We start from the raw sequence: 21643 nt of genomic DNA, 5'->3' as shown, positions 1-21643 counted from the left end.
ATACCGTGCAAAACGGTTCATGCACCCTGTCAACACCTCTTTCTGTTACACATTCAGGGATGCAACTTTGTTCAAGTTCAGCTCTTGCATAAAAAGAGGTCTGGTCGTTCTGACAAGTCCCAGTTGATCCAGTGATCCTGTCAAAAGGATTTCCAGCGCTTTCATGGCTTCAGGTACTTCAATAGAACCGATACCGGCATTGCTCATAAGTGTGTTGTATTCTTCCGAGGCTACACTTCCCACACTTCCCCAATAACCCCAATTGATGACTTTGACATCATAGGAACGCTCCCTCGCAAGCTGATGAGCATACGCATCCTTGAAGGTGCAGCCAGCCGCATAATTGCTTTGCCCAGGTGATCTGGTAAACGAATTAAAAGAGGAGAAGAACAGCATGAAGTCGAGATCATCCTGTCCAAATACCTGAGCCATGCTTGCACTTACAGCAACTTTCGCAGATAAGACAGCCTGAAAACGATCCTCCTCCATATTGGCGATGCTCCGATCCTGCAATACAATCGCAGAATGAATTACACCATGAATATGGGGATGTCTTAGCTTAATCTGTTCATAGGCCCTCCGGAGGGAATCTCCATTTGTCGCATCCGCCACAATGTACTCGGGAGCGGGAGCACTGCCCAGCGAGGCCAAACGTTCCAGACGACTTTGAATAATCAAATCCGGTTCCCTTCTCCCGATCCAGATAATACGCGCATTGTACTTCCGCATCATGTATTCACTCCACACCTGTCCAATGCCACCTGCCCCACCAATGACCACATATACTCCCTCTTGGCGATAAGCATCTTGGATCGCATGTTCATTGTGCACATTTACCGGTATCAACTCCTGGCGTAACCACTCGTTATCTCTGTAGAGATAGGCGTTACCTTGCGTATCCCAAGGAAGATCTTGCATTCGGGTCTCCGCCCATTCAACCTCATGCTCCAGATCAAGCAGCTTTATGTTCCACCGGGAGTATTCTTTGGCCAAAGAACCCGCAAAACCATGAACGCTGGCATGGGTAGGGTTAATTTCGTCCATCGGAGAGGATGGGATCACATTTGTTGTGATGATGGTCAAACTCAAGCTTCGATTACCGTATCCAAGCTCCAGCAGACTTTTGACCAACCTGAACAGTTGAAGAACCCCCTGCTCCTGTCCATCAACAATCGAATGATCTGTCATGCTTACGTTACCGGGAGACGGAGCCTGCCAAACGATATGATCCAGCATGGCTAACTCCGACAGGCTGTCCTTCCAAGCGATGATGCTATTCTGTGGCAGCATGTGCAGTGCACCCGGATATAGTTTCAGGGCTTCCTCATGGCCTGTATCGTTGTCACTGATGATGAGCACCTTGTTACCAACGGATAGCGGAAGCGCTGTTTCCTCCGGCGTAAATACACTCCACATGGGTGTCATCAGAACATGTCCAACAGGAGGGATGTCCCCGGATGTCAACGGATTTTGAAATAAAGAAAGTCTGTCCGCTGAAGGAGCTTTACATGCCAGCTCTGTCATCCGAATGCATAACCTTCCGTCCGGGCTATACATTTCAATTCGAAACTTGATCAGCCCCTGCGCTCCAGAAGGTTGGTCCAACCGTTGGACACGCACCCACATCTCTTCCGTGCAAGGATGCAGGATTTCCAGCTGATCCAGTGTAAATGGCAGTGGCACTGAATCAGAACTTTGGCCTTCCTCCACATGTTGTTTTAACAAAAGACCCACGGACGCCTGAAATGCCGCATCAAGCAAATATGGATTCAATACATATAACTCCTTATGCCCGGCCGCCGGAGACAACCGCAATTGTGCCCAAACCTGATGATCCTGGATTAACAGCTGTACAAGTCCCTGAAAAGCGGACCCGTAGGCTAGACCTAACCCGTCAAACAGGGAATAACACTCGTTACCAGCAAGGACACGTTCTGCCTTCTCAACCAGCCAAAGCTTGTTTCCCGTTTGTTGAGAGAGTGTATGCTTCCCCCGCAGCAGAACGGAACCTTTACAATGACTCCGCTTGAGTTGCTCAGATCCATGAGTGAAGCTATAGATCTCGAAACCTACGATTTCATCATTCTGCTGTTCAAGTTCGATCAGAACATCAACAGGCTGATCAACCTTTAGAGGTATCATCCATGTGACTTTCTGAATACACGATACCTGCAACGAATCGTCGAAAAGTCCAACAGCTTGCTGAACCGCCGCTCTGGCCATTTCCAGATAGGCCGTACCTGGAAGCCATTTCTCTCCATTCACCTGATGATGAGCCAAAATCGTTTCCTCGCCCGTAAACGTACTGGCATATCGCTGCAAGCCAAAGCTGGATGTATTGCAGTGTACAAGCGGATGTAAAATAGGTACGCCAGTATGTTGTAATACTTTGCTTCTCTTTTCGCCCGAGACAAGAGGCTCAGGTACCCAGTAACGTTCAGCTGCAAACGGATACGTTGGCAGATTGATTCGGCGCGGGTGCTGCTGTCTGTTTTCCCCATATAGCTCCATCCACCGGATCACTGCCCCTCGCGTCCAGGCGTCCAGTACATGCTCATAACGCCCCTGGGACAGCCAGCGTTTCACATTTTCTTTCATGTCTTCCTCATCCGTCAGCCACCCCGGATTCTCCTGTCCTTGCTTCACATGTCCCTGATAATACTGGCTCCCTTTGCCTTCCGGTTCTGCCTGACTAACCTGTTCCACATAACGGTCCAGCTTGGCGACCAGTTCGTCCACCGTTTGCGCCAGCACGCCCAGACGAGCCTCCATCGCTTCACGTCCCGTTTGCAGCGTATAAGCAATCTCCCGCACCTTCCAGCTGCTTTGCGTCATTCGAAGTACATCCCGCAGCTGACGGGCCTGAACGACCAGTCGTTCCTCGTTCCTCGCTGACAGCACAATCATCCCTGGCACTTCATTTTGTTCATGGTTCTCGTTTTGCTCGTTCGCCTTTTCTTGCGCCAGATCAGGTTCCCGGTATTCCTCCAAAATGATATGAGCATTCGCTCCACCTGCCCCAAACGAGGAAATCCCTGCCCGTCGCGGTACAATCTCACCGTCCACTCTCGGACGTGCCCAAACGTCCAGCTCCCGCTGGACCGTGAACGGGGTTTGACTAAAGTCAATATGCGGGTTGGTCTGCTGCACATGCAGGGACGGCGCCAGCTCCCCATGCTGCAATTGCAGCAGCACCTTGGTGACTCCCACGATGCCTGCTGCGCTCTCCGCATGTCCGATATTCGATTTCGCGGAGCCAATTGCACAGTAGGCCTCTTCCGACGGGTCGCGTTGAAACGCTTTGCTCAGCCCCGCGATCTCAATCGGGTCGCCCAGCGACGTACCCGTACCATGGGCTTCCACATAGCTGATCGTCCGCGGGTCAATGTCCGCCTCACGCAAGGCCCGGCCGATGACGTCCGCCTGGGCGTTGGGATTCGGCACGGTGTACCCGTTTGTTTTTCCGCCGTGATTCAAGGCCGACCCTTTGATCACTCCGTAAATCCGGTCCCCGTCTGCAACCGCCCGCGCAAGCGGCTTTAACAGGACCGCGCCCACCCCTTCACCCGGCACATATCCGTCGCCCCCTTCACCAAAGCTCTCGCAGCGGCCTTTGCTGGACAGGAATCGTCCCTGGGACAGCATGATATATTTGTTCGGGTGGACCGACACATTCACCCCGCCCGCCACCGCAACCTGACATTCGTTCTGTCTCAGACTTTGACACGCCAGATGAATGGAGGTCAGCGAAGATGAACACATCGTATCCACTGCCATGCTCGGTCCACGGAAATTACAGAAATACGACACCCGGTTGGCGATGGACGCCGGATTACCCGAGAGCGCAATGGATGACTCAGCCCCGTATAACTGGTATTCCTCGTACATCACGCCCACGTACACACCCACGATGTCGGCCGTCAAACGCTCCCGCGTATACCCGGCATCCTCCAGTGTCTCGTACACACACTGCATGAACAATCGCTCCTGCGGGTCCATCATCTCGGCTTCCCGGGGAGAGATCTGGAAGAACAGTGGATCGAATTCGTCCACCCCGTCCAGAAATCCGCCCCAGCGCCCATAGGTCTTGCCCGGCGTACCCGGCGCCGGATCATACACCTGCTCCTGATCCCAGCGATCTGCGGGTATTTCGGTAATACTGTCCGTTCCACTGCGCAGATTGTCCCAAAACTCATGGATATTCTGTGCTCCTGGATACCTTCCCGCCACACCAATAATGGCGATGTCCTGCTGCGTATCGGCAGGTGTGTCCTGCCTGGACACCTTTGTGTGTGATTCATTCATCCGTGGTGCAGTCGTTTGGCCCCGTTCAACAGCCAGATAGGGTGACCAATTCTCTCCAGGGATGGACAAGGCAGGTTGCAGTACGGGCTGCTGTTCTTTGACATGCTTGTCTTCCAAAGGTATGGATACTGCATCTGAGGCTGTATGGGGATTTCCCTCCCTTAGCAACCTGTCCAGTTTTTCGCCTTGTTCCTGTAGAAAGTACCCGCTCAAATCCCCAATCGTCTGGTATTCAAAAAATAATGTTTTGGGCAGAGGTCCAAATAAACTCTCCAGTTTATTTGTCATCTGCATGATCAGGATTGAATCGATTCCATACTGCTCCAGGGGTGCGTTGGCTTGAATCCGAGATTCGGGCAGTCCAATAACTTCGGCAAGTGTTCTGATCAGAAATTGAACCGTCCGTTTGGGTTTGTCACCTGCCTGTGATCGATTTGATTCCCCAACAGAAGGATTTATTTTATTCATCGATCCCAATCCTTTGGTTTCACCATTGGAAACCAGGGACCCCTGTTGGTTTTTGGAATATAAAAGCTCCCTGATCCGGGTCACATTACCCGACAAAACAGCAATCTGTCCGGCCCCAGTTGCCATGGCCTGATAGAAAGCCTGTATGCCGCTGGACGTTTCCATTGCTGCCAAACCGTAACGATGGAACATCCGTTGCTGGACGGATTCAGGTATCGTCATGCCCCCTTCAGTCCATAACGGCCAGTTTATGGAGATGGTCCGCCCAAATCGCTCACCCTTCTGCACTCGCTGGTGCCGCTCAGACACAAAAGAATCCATAAAAGCGTTAGCTGCCGCATAGTCGGCTTGTCCGGGATTGCCAAACATCGCAGCAACAGCCGAGCAAACGATGAACAGATCCAGTTTTTCCTCCCGAGTTGCTTCATCCAAATGAACAATACCGGACACCTTCGGAGCAAAAACGTTGCGAAGATCGCCTTCCTTTTTAGCAAAAATGGGGTGATCATGCATGATTCCAGCACAATGAATGATCCCATTCAGCTCACCAAACTCCATCTTGAATGAATTCACCAATTCTTGTACGGTCTGCCGATCCGAAATATCCCCCTGTCTGTAAATGAGGTTTATTCCTTTCTCACGCAGAGCATCAAACGGCTTCCGAATCGTTGAAGAGGATGCTCTCCCTACAGCAACAATGGTACAGGAGGGTGCATGACGAGATATTTCTTCAGCCATGATGATGCCGAGAGCACCTGCTCCCCCGGTAATTACGTAGACCCCTTCGGATTTCCATGGTATGTCGAATGTACTTGGAAACGGATCATATTCATTCATTTTCCAGTCCTGAACATGACGAAGCCCACTCTCATAACGGATTAACCCATGTTCCGGGTAATTACGGTTATCTACGAGCATGTTCGCCAGCATCTCCGATTCCGTCTCATCCATGAACTCAATAACCTGACCATGAAAGGATGGATTCTCCAGCTCGGCTGTTCTTAACATAGCGGCTAGTCCCTGATACAACGACAAATCGCCAGGAATGACAATTTGGAGCCATTTGTCATCGTCTACATGTGACTCTGCCCGCATCAGACGCTGGATCTCTTCAAGTACCCGTAATGCGCTGTTGGTGAATAATTCGTCCCAAGACTGGCTGAAATCGGTTGACCGAATACGTACACTCTGAATGGAAAAACGCTGTAAATAATGCTCCATTCCCGGATAGCTGTGATTGCAATTTTCGAATAAAAGGACCACATGATTGCCCAACGTTATGGTCTCATTCCCGGAATCTTCTTGGTCAAATTTCTCAACAGGTGACACTTTCCAGTAGGGTTCAGCCAGCAAAGTCCCGTTGGCCTCATGTTCTATCTGCCCGGGAAGCTCACGGAACGTTAGCCCCCTGATCCGAAGGACATGCTGCTCCTTGGAGTCATATCCATCAATATCTACTTTTTTTGTATCAGCTAGAAAGTCATCCGGCTTACAGACGCGAACATGCGACCACATTAATGGTGTATGGTTTCCCAATATCTCCACATGCTCCATAGCATACGGAACTGGCGTTATACCAGGCGAACCTCCTGCTGCCACCAACAGAAGTCCGATGGATGCTTGTAAGGCACTGTCTGTAAGACCAGGATGAAGCCTGCCAGCGCCATACTCGTGTAGCCAGCCTTCCGCGAGATCCAGCTTGGCCAATACTTGGTCCTGCCCAACGTACAGCTCCTCAATTCCCTGATAATATGCACCGTATTGCAGACCCATTTGTTTAAACTGGTTGTAGCAAGCCTCTCTTGTATAAAATCCTTCCATGCATTGTGTTCTGATCTGTGTCAGATCTGTCTGTACAGCTTCCCGAGGCTCCATCATTGTTGCTTGCCCAAGACAGTGCACAACAGGCTCTTCCGCACCATTGCTCTGTATCCGAAACTCGATCTTTCCCCGATCAAGCGGACGAAGCAAAACGTCAACCTGAACAGGCGTATTGCTCACCTGCAGTGGACCATACCAGCCGATATGACTCAGACTTATCCTTATTTGTGCTTGTTCATCGTGCGCATGAGCCATTTCGACTGCAGCACGCGCCATCTCCAGATAGGCTGCACCTGGAAACACGCTATGCCCTTGCACGACATGATCCTTCAGAAAAAGCTCCCCGCCATCAAAGGTAGAACTAAATTGGAGAGCAGCCAAATTTGAAGTATTACGATGCAGCAATGGATGAAGGAACTGGTTTAAATCCTCTCTGCTCTGACCGGAGCGCTGACGGATTGCACGGTCATCTGGTGCATAACCAGCATCAATCCAGTACTTTTCTTTCGCAAACGGATAAACAGGCAATGAGATTCGTCCTGCGGTTGTATGTTCAAACAACAATTCAAAATTAAGGTTATATCCCTGCATATATAAACTTGCTGCTGCTAATAATTTTTCCGTAAATTCAGTTGAATCCGGTGATTCCGAACAATGCCGCAAACATTCATTTCCGTAACGCATTAATGATGACTGTGGGCGCAGCGTATGTGCCAGTTCCACCACCTGAACTTCTGCCGCTGATCCCTTTTCAAGCCATTTCTCTAGTATTCTGATCAACTCTTGCTCGTTACGAACCACACAGCTCAATCGGCAGTTCATATGTTTTCGTCCCATAAGCAAGGTATAACTCATATCCCAGCAGCTCACATCGGATTGTTCCTTGCAGAAGCCAACCAGTTCCTTGACTTGAATTCGCAATTGCTCCTGGGACTGAGCGGATAAAACAATCAGGTTCCCGGGGCGAATGACCTTCTGACTTTCCTTGACGGGTGCTTGTTCAATGACCATATGTGCATTCGTTCCACTGAAGCCAAAAGCGCTGATTGCGGCCATCTTTTTAACACCTGGCGGTGTGATCCAGTCGGTTGTCTCTGTATTGATGTAAAAAGGACTGCTCGCAAAAGGAATGTGTTCATTACCTTCCTGAAAATGAAGGGAAGCTGGAATTTGTGCGTGTTTTAAGGAAAGCAAAATTTTGATCAGTCCCGCCACACCCGCAGCCGCGGCTGCATGTCCAATGTTGGTTTTGATTGAACCGATAGCACAGTAACTTTCTTCTTCAGTGTACGTCCGGAATGCTTTTACAAGCGCGCTGTATTCAATGGGATCTCCCAATTTAGTTCCTGTTCCATGGGCTTCAACCAGTTGAATATTTCCAGGGTCTATGTCAAAACGATCATAGACCTCACACATAAGCTGTTCCTGAGACTTGGCACTCGGCGCAGTGAGCCCGTTCGAAGCGCCATCCTGGTTAATGGCTGTACCGCGAATAACCCCATGAATGTTGTCCCTGTCACGCAGAGCATCACTCAAACGCTTCAGAACAACAACCCCTGCACCTTCTCCAGGCACAAATCCGTCTGCCCGTTGGTCAAACGTATGACATCTGCCTGTCGTTGAGAGCATGCCGGCCCGATTGGATGCAATGAAGAAACCAGGTGTGGACTGTATAAACACACCTCCGGCAAGCGCCATTTCCGTCTCTCCAGACCACAGTCCCTGACAGGCCAGATGAACCGATACGAGTGAACTCGAACATGCCGTATCCACAGCAATGGCAGGGCCCTGCAAATTCAGATAATATGCGATTCGAGCAGGAATGACTGAACCCGAGTTGCCCCAAAATGCCTGCGGAACAGGATTTGATCCAAGCAGTGTCCGATAATCAAGCTCATTAAATCCCGCGTATACACCACACTTCAGGCCGGCAACTACCTCTCCCGCATATCCTGCATCTTCCAGCGCCTTCCAGCATTCTTCAAGAAAAATTCGCTGATGCGGATCCATGTGAGCAGCTTCCGTGCCAGAAATGTTAAAGAATTGCGGGTCAAATTCATCTATGTTTTCCAAGAAACCACCGTGATTGCAATAGGGAGTATCCTGTTCGAAATATGACGACATATCCCAACGCGTGACTCTACCGACCAGATCTTTTCCCGCGGCCAAATGATCCCATAAGGAATGGATATCATCTGCCTGCGGGAATCGGCCGCTCATTCCAACAATAGCAATATCTCCCCGCTCCACCTTTAATGGGCTATAGGACTTCGGCAAGGCAGAAAGGTAATTATCGCGTTCAGATGTACCTTCTGTATTGTGCGCATGTGGGACAGAAGCTTCAGAGATCAATTCCGCCTGTTCTACAGATTTGGAGGACTTTTCGCTGGTCTGCACAAGGACGTCCCGATACTTCTCAACAATATGGTTGGATAACAGCTCAATAGAGCTATAATCAAACAGGCTGGATACCTGCAAGGATATGGATAACGCCTCGTTAATGGACTGGACAAGCCGCACGCCTGTAATGGAGTCCACACCATATTCGGAGAAAGGCTCCTCTGAATCAATCATGGTGGTGTTCACTTTGAGTGATGCAGATAGCATGTCTGTCACGATCTCACTTACTTGCGCTTTCAATGCGGTTGCCGGAGTGCTCGCCAAACCTAAGGATGACTTGCTCGGCTTCTTTTCTTCCAGTTCGGGACGACTTCCCGGAGGAAACGGATCATTGGACTGTAATTCAGACCGTGACTGCGTGGGAGATCCAGCTTGAACCGCTTCAGCATCCGTTTGCCTGACTATGCCGTCACTGTAAGCCACAATGACCTGCTGCCCTTCGTCGTGCCAAACTTTTGCAGGAAATGCAACAGAATAAAAGCCCGCTTCCAGTAACAGTTGTTCCCACATATGAGGTGCTACTCCGGGACAATCGGGTAAACGAAGTTCAGGGTCCTCATACAACCACCACCCATCCAACAAGCCAAAGGTAAGGTGAGTAAAAAGGGAATTGCTGCTAATCTCGTTAATTAACAGCAATCCACCTTGTTTTAATAGAGCCTTGACATTACGCAGTGTTGTCCGCAAATCGGGCGTTGCGTGCAGCACATTGGCTGCGATTACCACATCATACGAACCTGCACCTATTTGCTGTGCAGACGGAGCATGACGGACATCAAACATACGATAATTCATGAATGGCCTGCCTGCTCCATACTTTTGTTCACCGTGCAAAAGAAATGCTTGGGATACATCCGTGTATGCATACTCCTGAATATGTTGTTCCATGGTTTTTAGTCTGTGCAGAACAGCTGCGCTTGTTCCCCCGGTTCCCGCTCCAATCTCCATCATGCGGAGAGCGGAACTGTCCAGCTGGATTTTATGCTGCACATAATGTGCCACTGTTTCAGCAAGTACTTCGTTATAACGGTTTATTTTCACGTGTATATCCCCCCGACCAATTCCATTGAGGAATCAGGAAACATAATCTCGGTTGCCAGGCATTTTCCGCCGAGAATATCCGGCAGGGCCTTCAACATCGTTTTAACCAATCTGATCTGTGGTTCCGCGCCGTGGTGCTTGATCCAGCCGGGTATGCTGTGCTCCCATTCCTGCCAAGCAGATTCGGCATTTGGCGCGTTATTATTGCACAGCCTGTATCCAGATTCAGTTTTCATCAGATAGCCGTAGCGGACTAGAGCTGTCAAGCTTCCCCTGATCCAATGCGCGTAGGTATCCGACAAATTCTGTGTTAACTCCGCCAGAGTGCCAGAGCTAATCTCGGACACAAACCAACCGGAGGCGTGTAGTTGCACCCACATCAGCTTTGCAAGCAAAGGCTCCATCTTTTGGAGCAAATGACCTGTATTCTTCTCTGGATGAGAGGTAAGCATGAGGTCATGAGTCTCTGGCCTACTCACCTTTAGAGGCTGATCCGACATGTAGACCTGTACTGACTTTTGCATATTGATTCCAGGAATCGAATGTGTTCTTGTTTTTAACAAGGCAGCCTGTGTAAGATCTATGCTCATGAGCATCTCCAAAGCTTCCATCGCTTCTGGCCCCTCAATTGAACTCACACCCATCCGGTCCATGCGTTCCCTGTATTCCAATGAAGCCACACTGCCTACACTACCCCAGAAACCCCAATTCATAATTTTGACCGGGCACATCCAGGATTGTCGCAACCAATGCGCAAACGAATCTTTAAACATGCAGCCCGCCGAGTAATTGCTCTGTCCTGGTCGTCTGGTAAATGAATTCATGGATGAGAAAAAGAGTACAAAGTCCAGACTTTCTTTCGCAAATATGTTCGCCATGACGACACTTACATCCAGTTTGGCGGTAAATACATATTGAAACTGTTCCTCTGTCATCTGCTCCAGACTGCCATCTTGCAAAACAATTGCTGAATGCACAATACCGTTTATAGTCTTGAATCGGCTTTTGATCGTTTCATACGCACCCATTAATTCCACTTCATTGGCTGCATTGGCCGAAATATATTCGGGAGCAGTCCCCAGAGCTGACAAACGATCCTGCTTATGTCGTATCTCGTCGTTGTATTCACTTCTCCCGATCCATATCACTCTCGCCTGATAGGTCCGGATCATATATTCACTCCATACTTCACCGATACCGCCAGCTCCACCAATAACAACATAGATTCCGCCATGACGATAGTTGCTGTTGTCATGAGAAGCATTACTCTCCAGGCGAACAAGTTCCTGACCATACCAGCGGCCGTTTCGCTGGACCTGTAGTTCCCCTTGATCTTTCGGTTCCAGAGACAGCGCTGCACGAATGGAACGTTCATTGATGTTACCGGCTTGCAGATCCACGAGACGTACACACCACTGCGGGAACTCCTGCGCCATCGAGCCGGCGAGACCATGAACTCCGGCATCCACAGGATTAACCGGGTCGCTTGACCAGACGGATTGTGTCTGACAAGTTAAGAACGACCATTCCAACGGGCGATGACCATACCCCAATTGAATCATGGCTTTAATGATTCGGAACACATTTTTCACGCCCATATTCTGTGCCGATATCAAATGATCCAGCGAATTTGGTGGGAGAGACATATGATTGGATAACCAAATGATATGATCAATCGAATTGATCTTTTCCAAGACATCCATCAGACTGATGGGATCTGCCGCAATTTCCGCATCCATACGGATTGATTTTGCATGGATCTGTTGAACCATCTCCCATTGCTCCGCTGTACCTCCAATCACAAGCCATCGTTTATTTCCAGGATTGAATTCGGACTTTTCAGTCTTATTGATTACTTCCCATATTGGAGTCAGCATGAGATTATGTTCCGATGGGACAGCAGAAGCACTTTCCTCCTGCTCAACCTTGGATTCAATTGTCGCTTTGGCCTGAACTTGCTGCGGAATCCAGTATCTTTCCCTTGCGAAAGGGTAGGTTGGGAGACTGATCCGTTGGGGTTTTCGCTCAGCAACATATAATGTATTCCAGTCCAGGTTCAGACCCTGTACCCATAGTTCCAATAATTTGTCATGCTGGCCTTTCTGAATCCACCGATTCACCATTTCTTCCATGTCCTCATCCCGACTAAGGATGGAAAGCATCTCTTTACCCTTTTTCACATGACCGGTATAAAACAATTTTTGGGAAGCTCGTGGTTTCATATCGTCTGCCTGTTCAATATAAGCGTTCAGTTTGGCAATCAGTTCCTCTATGGACACAGCGAGCAATCCCAGACGCTCTTCCATCGACTCACGCCCAACCTGCAAAGTATAGGACAGGCTCCTCATATCCGAATCCTGATATATTCCGGTGTATAACACCTCAAGTAATTCTTTCGCCTTACTCCAGAGTCGTTCCTGATTTCTTGCGGACAGCACCACGATAACAGGGGAATGAGGGCAATCTTCGTCTTTGTCAACTGTTGTCTGCTCCGAATACATACCCGCCGGCGTATACTCTTCAATGATGATATGGGCATTTGCTCCTCCGGCTCCAAATGAGGATACGCCTGCACGTCTCGGAATAATCACTCCGTTTATCTTCGGACGCTTCCATGGTTCGAGCAGCTTCTGAACGAAAAATGGGCTCTGGGTAAAATCAATATTCGGATTGGTTTCTTCCGCGTGCAAGGAGGGTGCAAGTTCCCCATGCTGCAGTTGCAGCAGCACTTTTGTTACCGCGGCGATGCCTGCTGCGCTTTCGCAGTGACCAATGTTGGATTTGGCTGAACCGATGGCACACTTGAAGTTGGATTGAACCGCCTGCTCAAATGCCTTTGTTAAACCCGCCACTTCAATGGGGTCTCCGAGCGAAGTCCCTGTTCCATGTGCCTCCACATAACTGATCGTTCGCGGATCGATTCCTGCCTCATGCAGGGCGTCCGCGATAACTTCAGTCTGTGCGTTCGGATTTGGCACGGTATATCCATTGGTTTTCCCCCCGTGATTCAGCGCCGATCCTTTGATCACACCGTAAATCCGGTCCCCATCCGCTACGGCTCTCGCCAACGGTTTCAACAGAACTGCACCAACGCCTTCACCCGGCACATAACCGTCTCCCCCTTGGCCGAAGCTCTCACACCGCCCTTTGGTGGACAGAAAATTCCCCTGGGACAAAAGAATATATTTGTTGGGATGGACCGACACATTCACACCGCCAGCTACAGCTACCTTGCATTCGTTTAGTCTAAGGCTTTGACAGGCCAAATGAATGGAAGTTAATGATGACGAACACATCGTATCCACCGCCAGGCTTGGTCCGCGAAAATTACAGAAATACGAAACCCGATTGGCAATGGAAGACGGATTGCCGTTCAATGCCATGGAGCTCTGCGATCCATAGAGCTGATATTCCTCATACATCACACCTACATATACGCCCACTTTCTCCGTGCTCAAGCTTTGTCTTGTGTATCCCGAATCTTCCAATGTTTCGTATACACACTGCAAAAAAAGTCGTTCCTGGGGGTCCATTGTTTCGGCTTCACGAGGAGACACCTTGAAAAACAAGGAATCAAACTCATCCACACCATCCAAAAAACCACCCCAGCGGCCATACGTTTTGCCGGGAATTCCAGGCTCTGGGTCATACACCTGTCCGTGATCCCAACGTTCAGATGGAATCTCGGTAATGCTGTCCACACCACTACGCAAGTTATGCCAGAATTCCCGGGTATTACGGGCACCTGGATATCTGCCCGCCATTCCAATAATGGCAATATCCTGATGCTGATTATTTGTGCCCTTTTCGCCACCAGAGGGTGAGTCCATATGAATGGAAAGGTCCGGATCCGTTTTTTTCAAAATAGGTTTGGCTTTGGCTTGGACTCCTGTCAGCAGCTTTCGCTTCGATATCATGGCATGCGTTGGAGCGTGCGTTCTGGAGTCCGACACCTTCTGTAAATTCTCTAACACATTCTTCTGTGTCGCTCCGGCTGGTTTTATCCATTTTTGCTGCAGTATCTTATCCAAACGCACCTGATGCATGTTCATCAAGTAATGACTTAGTTCCCTCAGGGTCTGATACTCAAAGAACAGCGTTTTGGACAGGGAACCCAACTCACTCTCCAATACGTCCGTCATTTTCATAATGAGCAGCGAATCGATACCATATTGCTCCAGCGGGGCATCCGGCTCAATCCTTGAATCTGGCAAGCCAATCACGGGTGCCAATTTTTCAATTAACCAAAGGATGGTTCTATCCTCACGCTTGTCATCAAGTCCGGTGATCTCTTCCGTATCCTCGATACCCGCGGGTATATCCGCTTTTGAACTCTTGGCAAGGTTTAATTCAGCGGTTGCGCGAAGGCTCATTTGTTCCAAGAGTGTCTCTGCGGAAATGTCCCATCCATGCCGGGTCAGCAGTCTGCGGGAAAGCTCGCTCCATTGCACCGGGTCCAGACCATATTCACTCCAGTCCATGTCCGGATCAATCTCCTGCTCCCCCACGTTCAGCAACCCAGCCATTTCCGACGTGAGCACCGCTTCCAGCTCGACCGCGCTTCCCGCCTGAGACGCAGCCTGGGGCGATTCCGTCTGGCTGGATAGCCATTGCGACGTTGCTTCAAACCCGTCTGCCTTTGCCAACTCGAACGGTTGGGCCGACCACGAACCTCCTGGCTCCAGGAGGCTTCTTCGCAACACTGGCAGATTGCCTTCCGCAACAGCGACCTGGCTGCTCCCACTCGTCCAGGCCTGATACAGCGCCTTTACACCCGACGCGGTCCCCAGCGGTCTCAGCCCATGCTGTTTCCATAGGCGCTGCTTCCCCTCTTCCTCCAGTTGCATGCCGCCTTCTTCCCACAGCGGCCAATTGATGGATAAGGTTCGACCCTGACACTCCCCGCGCTTCATCCGTGCATTCCGACTCACCGCAAACGCATCCATATAACCATTCGCGGCTGCATAATCGCCCTGCCCTGCATTACCGGTCACCGCTGCACCGGAGGAGAACAGCAGCAGCACATCCAGCGCCTCTGTCCCGATCGCTTCTTCCAAATTCCGTGTGCCATTTACTTTCGGGGCCAGCACCGCCTGCCAGTCGGATTCCGTTTTGTTCCGAATCAGACTGTCGCGGATCTCTCCGGCACAATGCAGTACCCCATTCACTCGGCCGTATTGCTGACGAAGACGCGTAAATAGACCGTGAACGCCCTCCCGATCGGTGACGTCCATCGCTTCATAGAGCACTCGGGCAGGAAGCTGCGCCATCTCTCGCTGCACCGTCTCCGGCATCGCCGGGGATCGGCCCGTTAAAATCAGCGTGCTGCCTTCTGTCCGTCCCGCAATTTCCCGTGCCCAGATCCGTCCCAGACCACCGGCTCCGCCTGTAATGACGTACACGCCTCCGTCCCTCCAGGGAGGCACCAGCAGGGATTCCGTCTTTGTCTTCACCTTCATCTCTATCTCCGCATTCACGTTCCCATTCCCGTTCACATTCTCATCCACATCCACCGCCTGCCAGCCCGCTCGCTTCAGCCCGTCCGTTTCCCACCGCAGGTGGCTTTCCTCCGCATGGACGGCACACTGATGCAGCTGCTCAGCCAACACTGCAACGGATGTCTCTGGCTGGACTTCGACAAGCTGTGCCAGACTGCCCGGATACTCCAGCCGCACAGTCCGCAGCAACCCGCTAAGGCCAGCGAACCGTTTTCCTTCTTCATCTCCAGCCACGACAACCTGCAAGGCCATGCGGCGGCTTCGCTGTTTCGAAAGCTGCTGCTGAATGAAGTACAGGATGGCCTGAACAGCCTGTCCGTACCGCTCCTCCAGCGGCCCCGTTAACGCCATCTGCTCCCAAGGTCTATCCGCATCCGCGAAGTCTTGCGGGGCCCAACCACACAGCAGCACCGCTGGCTCGACCGCCGGAACCGCAGGCGTTAGGGAGCGCTTCGGCAGTTCCTGCCACGCGGGCTGCACCAGCAGCACGCCTTCCCGACTCTCCAGCACACGTGAGGTGACACCCCGCAACCGTATGCAGACCTGTCCCTCTGGATCGCACAGCTCCAGATCCAGTTTGCGGACCCTCGCCTCCACATTGGAGGATGCCGCAGGCTCGGGATGAACACGCACCACAGCCCACATCTGCGCCTGGCAAGGGGCGATCACTTCGGCTTCCTCCAGCGCAAAGGGCAGCGGTGCAGAAGCGGGCCCATTCCCGCTTCGTTCTGCTGGGCTCTTCCGGCTTGCCGTGTCCCCCAGAGCTGTAGACCCCAGGGCTTCCGCGATCTGATCTCCTGCCAGCAGGGCGATGGACGCTTGCAGGGCTCCATCCAGCATACCCGGATGCAGCATGGTATCCGCCTGCCCTTCGAAGAGGGCTTGTGGCAAACGGAGTTGCGCCAAAGCCTCATCCGCACTCCAATGGAGTTCGGCAATGGCCTGATGAGACGGACCGTATTCCAGACCCAGTTTCCGGAACGCTTCATAACAGACTTCCCCGCTGGCCTGTCCCTGCGTACATCGGCTGCTCACTGCCTGCAAATCCAGGGTTTGCACTGCTTCTGCGAGCGGTCGTCCCACGCTCACACGCCCCTGACTATACACCGCTTCCCCAGACTCGGTTGTAGAGTCAGTTGATAACGCTGTCGAGACTTCATAGGAAAGGCCTCCATCTGCCTCGGCTTCAAGCGAAAGATGAACCTCCACAGGCTCCTCCTCAACGACCAGAGGCCTGCTCCACATTACATGGCGCAGCAGCAAACTATGCGTACGTGGAGACCAGTTGGCTGCATGTGCCGCTGCCGCCCGGGCCATTTCCAGCTGAACGACAGCCGGAAGCAGCTTCTGACCCTCTACCACATGATCGCTCAGGAAAGGCTCATTGCCGCTGAACTGGCTGCTGTACCACTGGCCTCGCAGCAGATCCGAACGGTTATGATGCAGCATGGAGTGCAGTACTGCCACCTTCTTGCCGGAATCTGCCGTCTCGGCCTCCCCTTTTACATTTACCATGGGTACCCAATATCGCTCTCTTTGAAATGAATAGGTAGGGAGACTGATTCGAATGGGTCTGTTGTCCTCCGGATACATGCTTTTCCATTCAATGGTTATTCCTTTGGCCCATACTTCAGCGATTGAAGCCATCTTTCTTTTGTTAATCCATATTTCGAGCGCTGTCCGAATGTCTTCATCCGATTGAAACATTTCTGTTATCGCATCTTCTTGAAGCCTGACTTCTCCCTCATAACCAACCCGACTGTTCAACGATCCAATTCGCGGGCCTTGGTCTTTGCTTTGCACATACTCTGCACATTTCCTTTTCAGCTCTTCAAGAGAACTGACAACAAAAGCAACCCTGTATCGCATATGCTCTCTGCCCATCTGCAGCGTGTATGCCAGATTGGATAGCTTGATTCCTTGTGTGGCGGCGGAATTTTGATGTTCCTCACCGGTGGAGAGATAATTCATCATGTCGCGCACATGATCAAGCAGACTTGTTTGAGTTTTGGCAGATAACGGGACAATGACCGGAAGCTCGGACTCAAAATCCGAACTGGAATTTACTACTCCCGATGCATATTCTTCAACAATCAAATGGGCGTTACTGCCGTTTGCCCCGAAGGAACTAATACCTGCTCGCAAAGGTTCCGTTTCTGGATTCATACGATCCACCTTCACATTTCTCCAGTCTCTTCCTTCCCTTTCCACATAAAAAGGAGTGTTCTGAAATGGGATAAATGGATTCAGGCGCTCCGCATGCAGGGAAGGAAAAATCCGGTTGTATTTCATCTGTAGCAGTACCTTGGTTAACGCAGCTACACCCGCGGCTGCTTCCAAATGTCCGATATTGGACTTCAGCGAACCAATTGCACAACTCTGTTCCGGCAGTGTCCAGTCCGCCAACGCTTTGTGCAGTCCCTGTACCTCGATTGGATCTCCAAGGGACGTTCCTGTGCCGTGTGTCTCAAAATAACTGACTGTTCGAGGATCAACCCCTGAGCGTTTAAAGGCCTCTTTAATGACTTCCGACTGTGCCGTTGAATCCGGTACCGTTGGACCTGATGTTTTTCCTCCATGATTGATTGCAGACCCTTTAATAACACCATAAATGGAGTAGCCTTGCTCTTCGGCATGGCTCAGACTGGTTAGCAATACCGTTCCGGCTCCCTCACCCGGCACATATCCATCTCCGCCCTCTCCAAAACTGCGACATCGTCCATCGGATGACAACAGCTGTGCCTCTTTCAAAAACATATATCGATGTGGATGTGTAATGACGTTGACTCCGCCAGCAAGAGCATACTCACATTCCTCATTTCGAATGCTTTCGCAGGCCAAATGAATGGCTGTTAATGCGGAGGAACACATGGTATCTACCGCAAGAGAAGGACCACGGAAATTCATGCAATACGATACCATGTTTGCGACGGACGCTGCGCTGACCCCCAAGGATGTAGGTACACCACGATCTGTCAGTTCCGATGCAAACAGTTCATAATGATTCCAGAATACGCCCGCAAATACACCTACACTCCGGGTACCTGTTGAAGCATCATGGTGCTGACTGCGTTCAACACGAAAACCCGCATCTTCACAAGCTTCCCATGCCGTCTCCAGAAAAAGTCTCGCCTGGGGGTCCATCATCTCCGCCTGACGGGGAGATAAATTAAAAAATAGTGGATCGAACTCATCAATCTTATCGATGAATCCCCCAAACTGATAATATGAATCTGGCGTATACGAAAACCGCCCTTGTTCCCAACGTTCGATGGGAAAGCCTGTAATGCAATCCTTGCCTGATAACAGATTCGCAGCAAACTCATTCACATTACGAGCCATCGGATAGCGGCCAGCCACACCAATAATGGCTATATCCTCTGTATGCATTCCCGATTGCCGCTTTTCTTTTCGAGACGCCTCATTATCATTATTTGAAACTTTTGCGGAGGAGGGATGGATAACCGTTTGCGCAAAGCTTCGGATGAACGAGGGTTTACCATACATCACAACAGTCTGCGTTGAAGCATTCATCATAAGCCAATCGAACAGTCGCAATCCTTCGTTTTGAGGAAGCGGAGCCAACCCCGTCTTGGCTTCCAACTGCTGCTCGTAATCTGGATCAATCGACATGCCTCCATTCGCCCATAGGGGCCAATTGATCGAAATGGTTCTGCCTGATCGCTGTCCTGCCACAACCTGCTGCTGGCGCAGCTCTGCAAACCGATCCATAAAAGCGTTCCCGCAAGCATAATCCGCTTGTCCCATATTACCGAGCACAGCAGATAGAGAAGAAAATAAAATAAAAAAGTCCAGTGGTTCATCACGGGTATATTCATCCAGGTACCAAAGTCCGCTCACTTTAGGGCCAAGCACTTCCGAAATATTCTCTTTCGTTTTCTGTAAAATGAATTGGTCCCGGGTTACTCCTGCACAGTGCACGATTCCCCGAAAGGCTCCCAGGCTGGTCCGGATCTGCTGGATCACATGACTCGTCTGCTCGCTATGAGTGAGATCTGCCTGAAAATAATGAACATCAGCACCCAGGTTCTTCAACTTGGACATCTGGTCAGACTCTTTTTGCCCAAGAGGGGAACGCCCCACCAGCGCCAATGTAATCCTCCCTTGCTCGGCCAAATGACGACTCACCATCAAACCTAATCCACCCAATCCACCTGTAATCAGATAAACACCATCTTTTGCGGCAAACTGGTTTTTCTGCGGCAATTTTATCGGCTTTTCACGATATTTTTTCACCATTCGCACGCGGGACTTTCCGGTGTAATACACTTCAACGACTCCCGATGTATGTGTTACTCGCTCCTTATCCAGCCAGTCCGCCCATTGGGTTCTTGTAACGTTATGAATATCATCCACCGTGATCATCTGCCCATGCAGACGGGGGTTCTCTGCATGAGCTGTCTTTAATAGCGCTCCCAGAACGCTTGCAAAATCACTGCCCGTTCCTGACGGACCAATCACTTGAATGAGGGTCTCGGCCAGTGGAAACTGCTGCATGTACTGCTGAAGCCAGACCATACATTGCTCACACACTTGTTCAAACGATTTTGGCATGGTGCGTTTACTTGTCAGGGTGACAACCTCGGATTGCGGAAAACATTCCTTGATACTTTGATTATGTCCAGTTGCCTCTTCACAAAGAATAACCACGTGGCTGCGCTCCCTATTTGAGGTATTACGCTTATGCAGCAAGGCTTCTTCCCAGAAGGGTTCGAGCATAATCGAGGAGTAATGATCCTTCTTTCCCTTATCATGATCGAATTCCGTAGTTTTGGTGCTAGCCTTGTTGCCCGAAGCCTTGTTCTCCGCATACTGATTTTCAGTAAATGCCTCGGGCCAATGTTGATGCAAATATGCGGCAAGAGACTCCATGTTGGAATATTCAAACAACAGTGTGGGGTAGAGCTGCTCCATCACTTTGTTTTCCAGCGTCCTGGAGAGGTTGATAAGCTGTAAGGAATCCAGTCCCATCTGATAAAATCCCAGCTCTGTGTCCAAAATCGCTTCAGGTGTCCCAAGCACTTTACCTATTTCCTTTTTTAAATAATCCGCAACCTGTTTTACATTCCCTTCAGGGACACTTCTACGCTGAATGGATAGTTCCGGTGCACCTTGTAAGCTACCCTTTGTGACAGGCTTTGGGTTCGTGTCTTCCTCTGATCCTGATGCTTCTGTCCCGTTCGGGTTATGATGAACTTCGGCCCATTTCTGTATCAAATGAGGATTACGTATGCGTTTGGCAGTTAAACGTTCAAATTCAACCAGGGACTTGCCAGCAGAGTCGACAATCCGAATATCCATGGAGACCAGGTCCGGCGATGAGACCGAATGGTCTCCAGTCAATGGTCGGGCAAACGAATGCACACCAATGGTGTCAGGTAACGGGCCAAAAATACGAAACCGATCGATCATAAAAGGAATATAGGGAGTCTGATCATCATACATTCCCTGCGCTTTTGCCTTTAAACGAAATGAGGAACCTGCAAACGTTGCCCCATCCAAAAATGCCGCATGTGCATAAAATTCATCGGAGTAAAAGGAAGCCTGCTCACTGAGATTCAGACACATAAGCTCCTGATTTTCATATTGGTAGACAACCCCTAAAGTTTGCATAAATGGCCCATGTTCGATGTTGACCTGCCTCGCCAATTGATAAACCTCATCCATGCTCCACTGATCCCGGGATTGAGTCTTCAGATCCTGAACATGGATTACCGGCGGATTAAACTCGGGATCAACAAGAAACATCGTACATTGCATATGTTGTTCTTCACTGCTCTGATCGATGATACCATTCATCACTTTTTTGCTCGTGATGGTTACCCCCCACTGCATCTCTGAAGGTACAGGTGAGAAAGTCACAGCGATCTGGCGATCAAATTGCTCTGATGTCACAATGGGCGTTGTAAACAAAATCTGGCGCAATTCGATGGAGTGTGTCTCTATATATAGGGCCGACAAACGATAGATCATATCCAGCAAAGTGACCCCGGGTAACGTACAAATTCCGTGTACACGATGATCCTGAACGATGGCGTTGCTGTGGCTTAACCGTTGCACGTACGTTTCCTGACTGCGTCCTATCAACG

The 21643-nt window shown here is 50.4% G+C and carries 2 protein-coding genes; both read right to left on the bottom strand.

The annotated features are described in order from the left end of the window. Positions 1–45 precede the first annotated feature (45 nt). The gene (locus ACR32F_RS13300; RefSeq protein WP_440119139.1) at positions 46–10035 is read right to left on the bottom strand and encodes an SDR family NAD(P)-dependent oxidoreductase; all 9990 of its coding nucleotides are present in this window, start codon (positions 10033–10035) and stop codon (positions 46–48) included. Further along, positions 10032–21641 (bottom strand): SDR family NAD(P)-dependent oxidoreductase, encoded by an 11610-nt coding sequence (locus tag ACR32F_RS13295; protein WP_440119138.1) that lies wholly within the window; start codon positions 21639–21641, stop codon positions 10032–10034. Before ACR32F_RS13295 ends, ACR32F_RS13300 begins: the two co-directional genes overlap by 4 nt. Positions 21642–21643 lie beyond the last annotated feature (2 nt).

It is taken from the genome of Paenibacillus hebaui, from assembly GCF_051934385.1.
Classification (GTDB): Bacteria; Bacillota; Bacilli; order Paenibacillales; family Paenibacillaceae; genus Paenibacillus.
The sequence above is the reverse complement of the archived record's forward strand: the minus strand, read 5'-3'. Positions and strand labels throughout refer to the sequence as shown.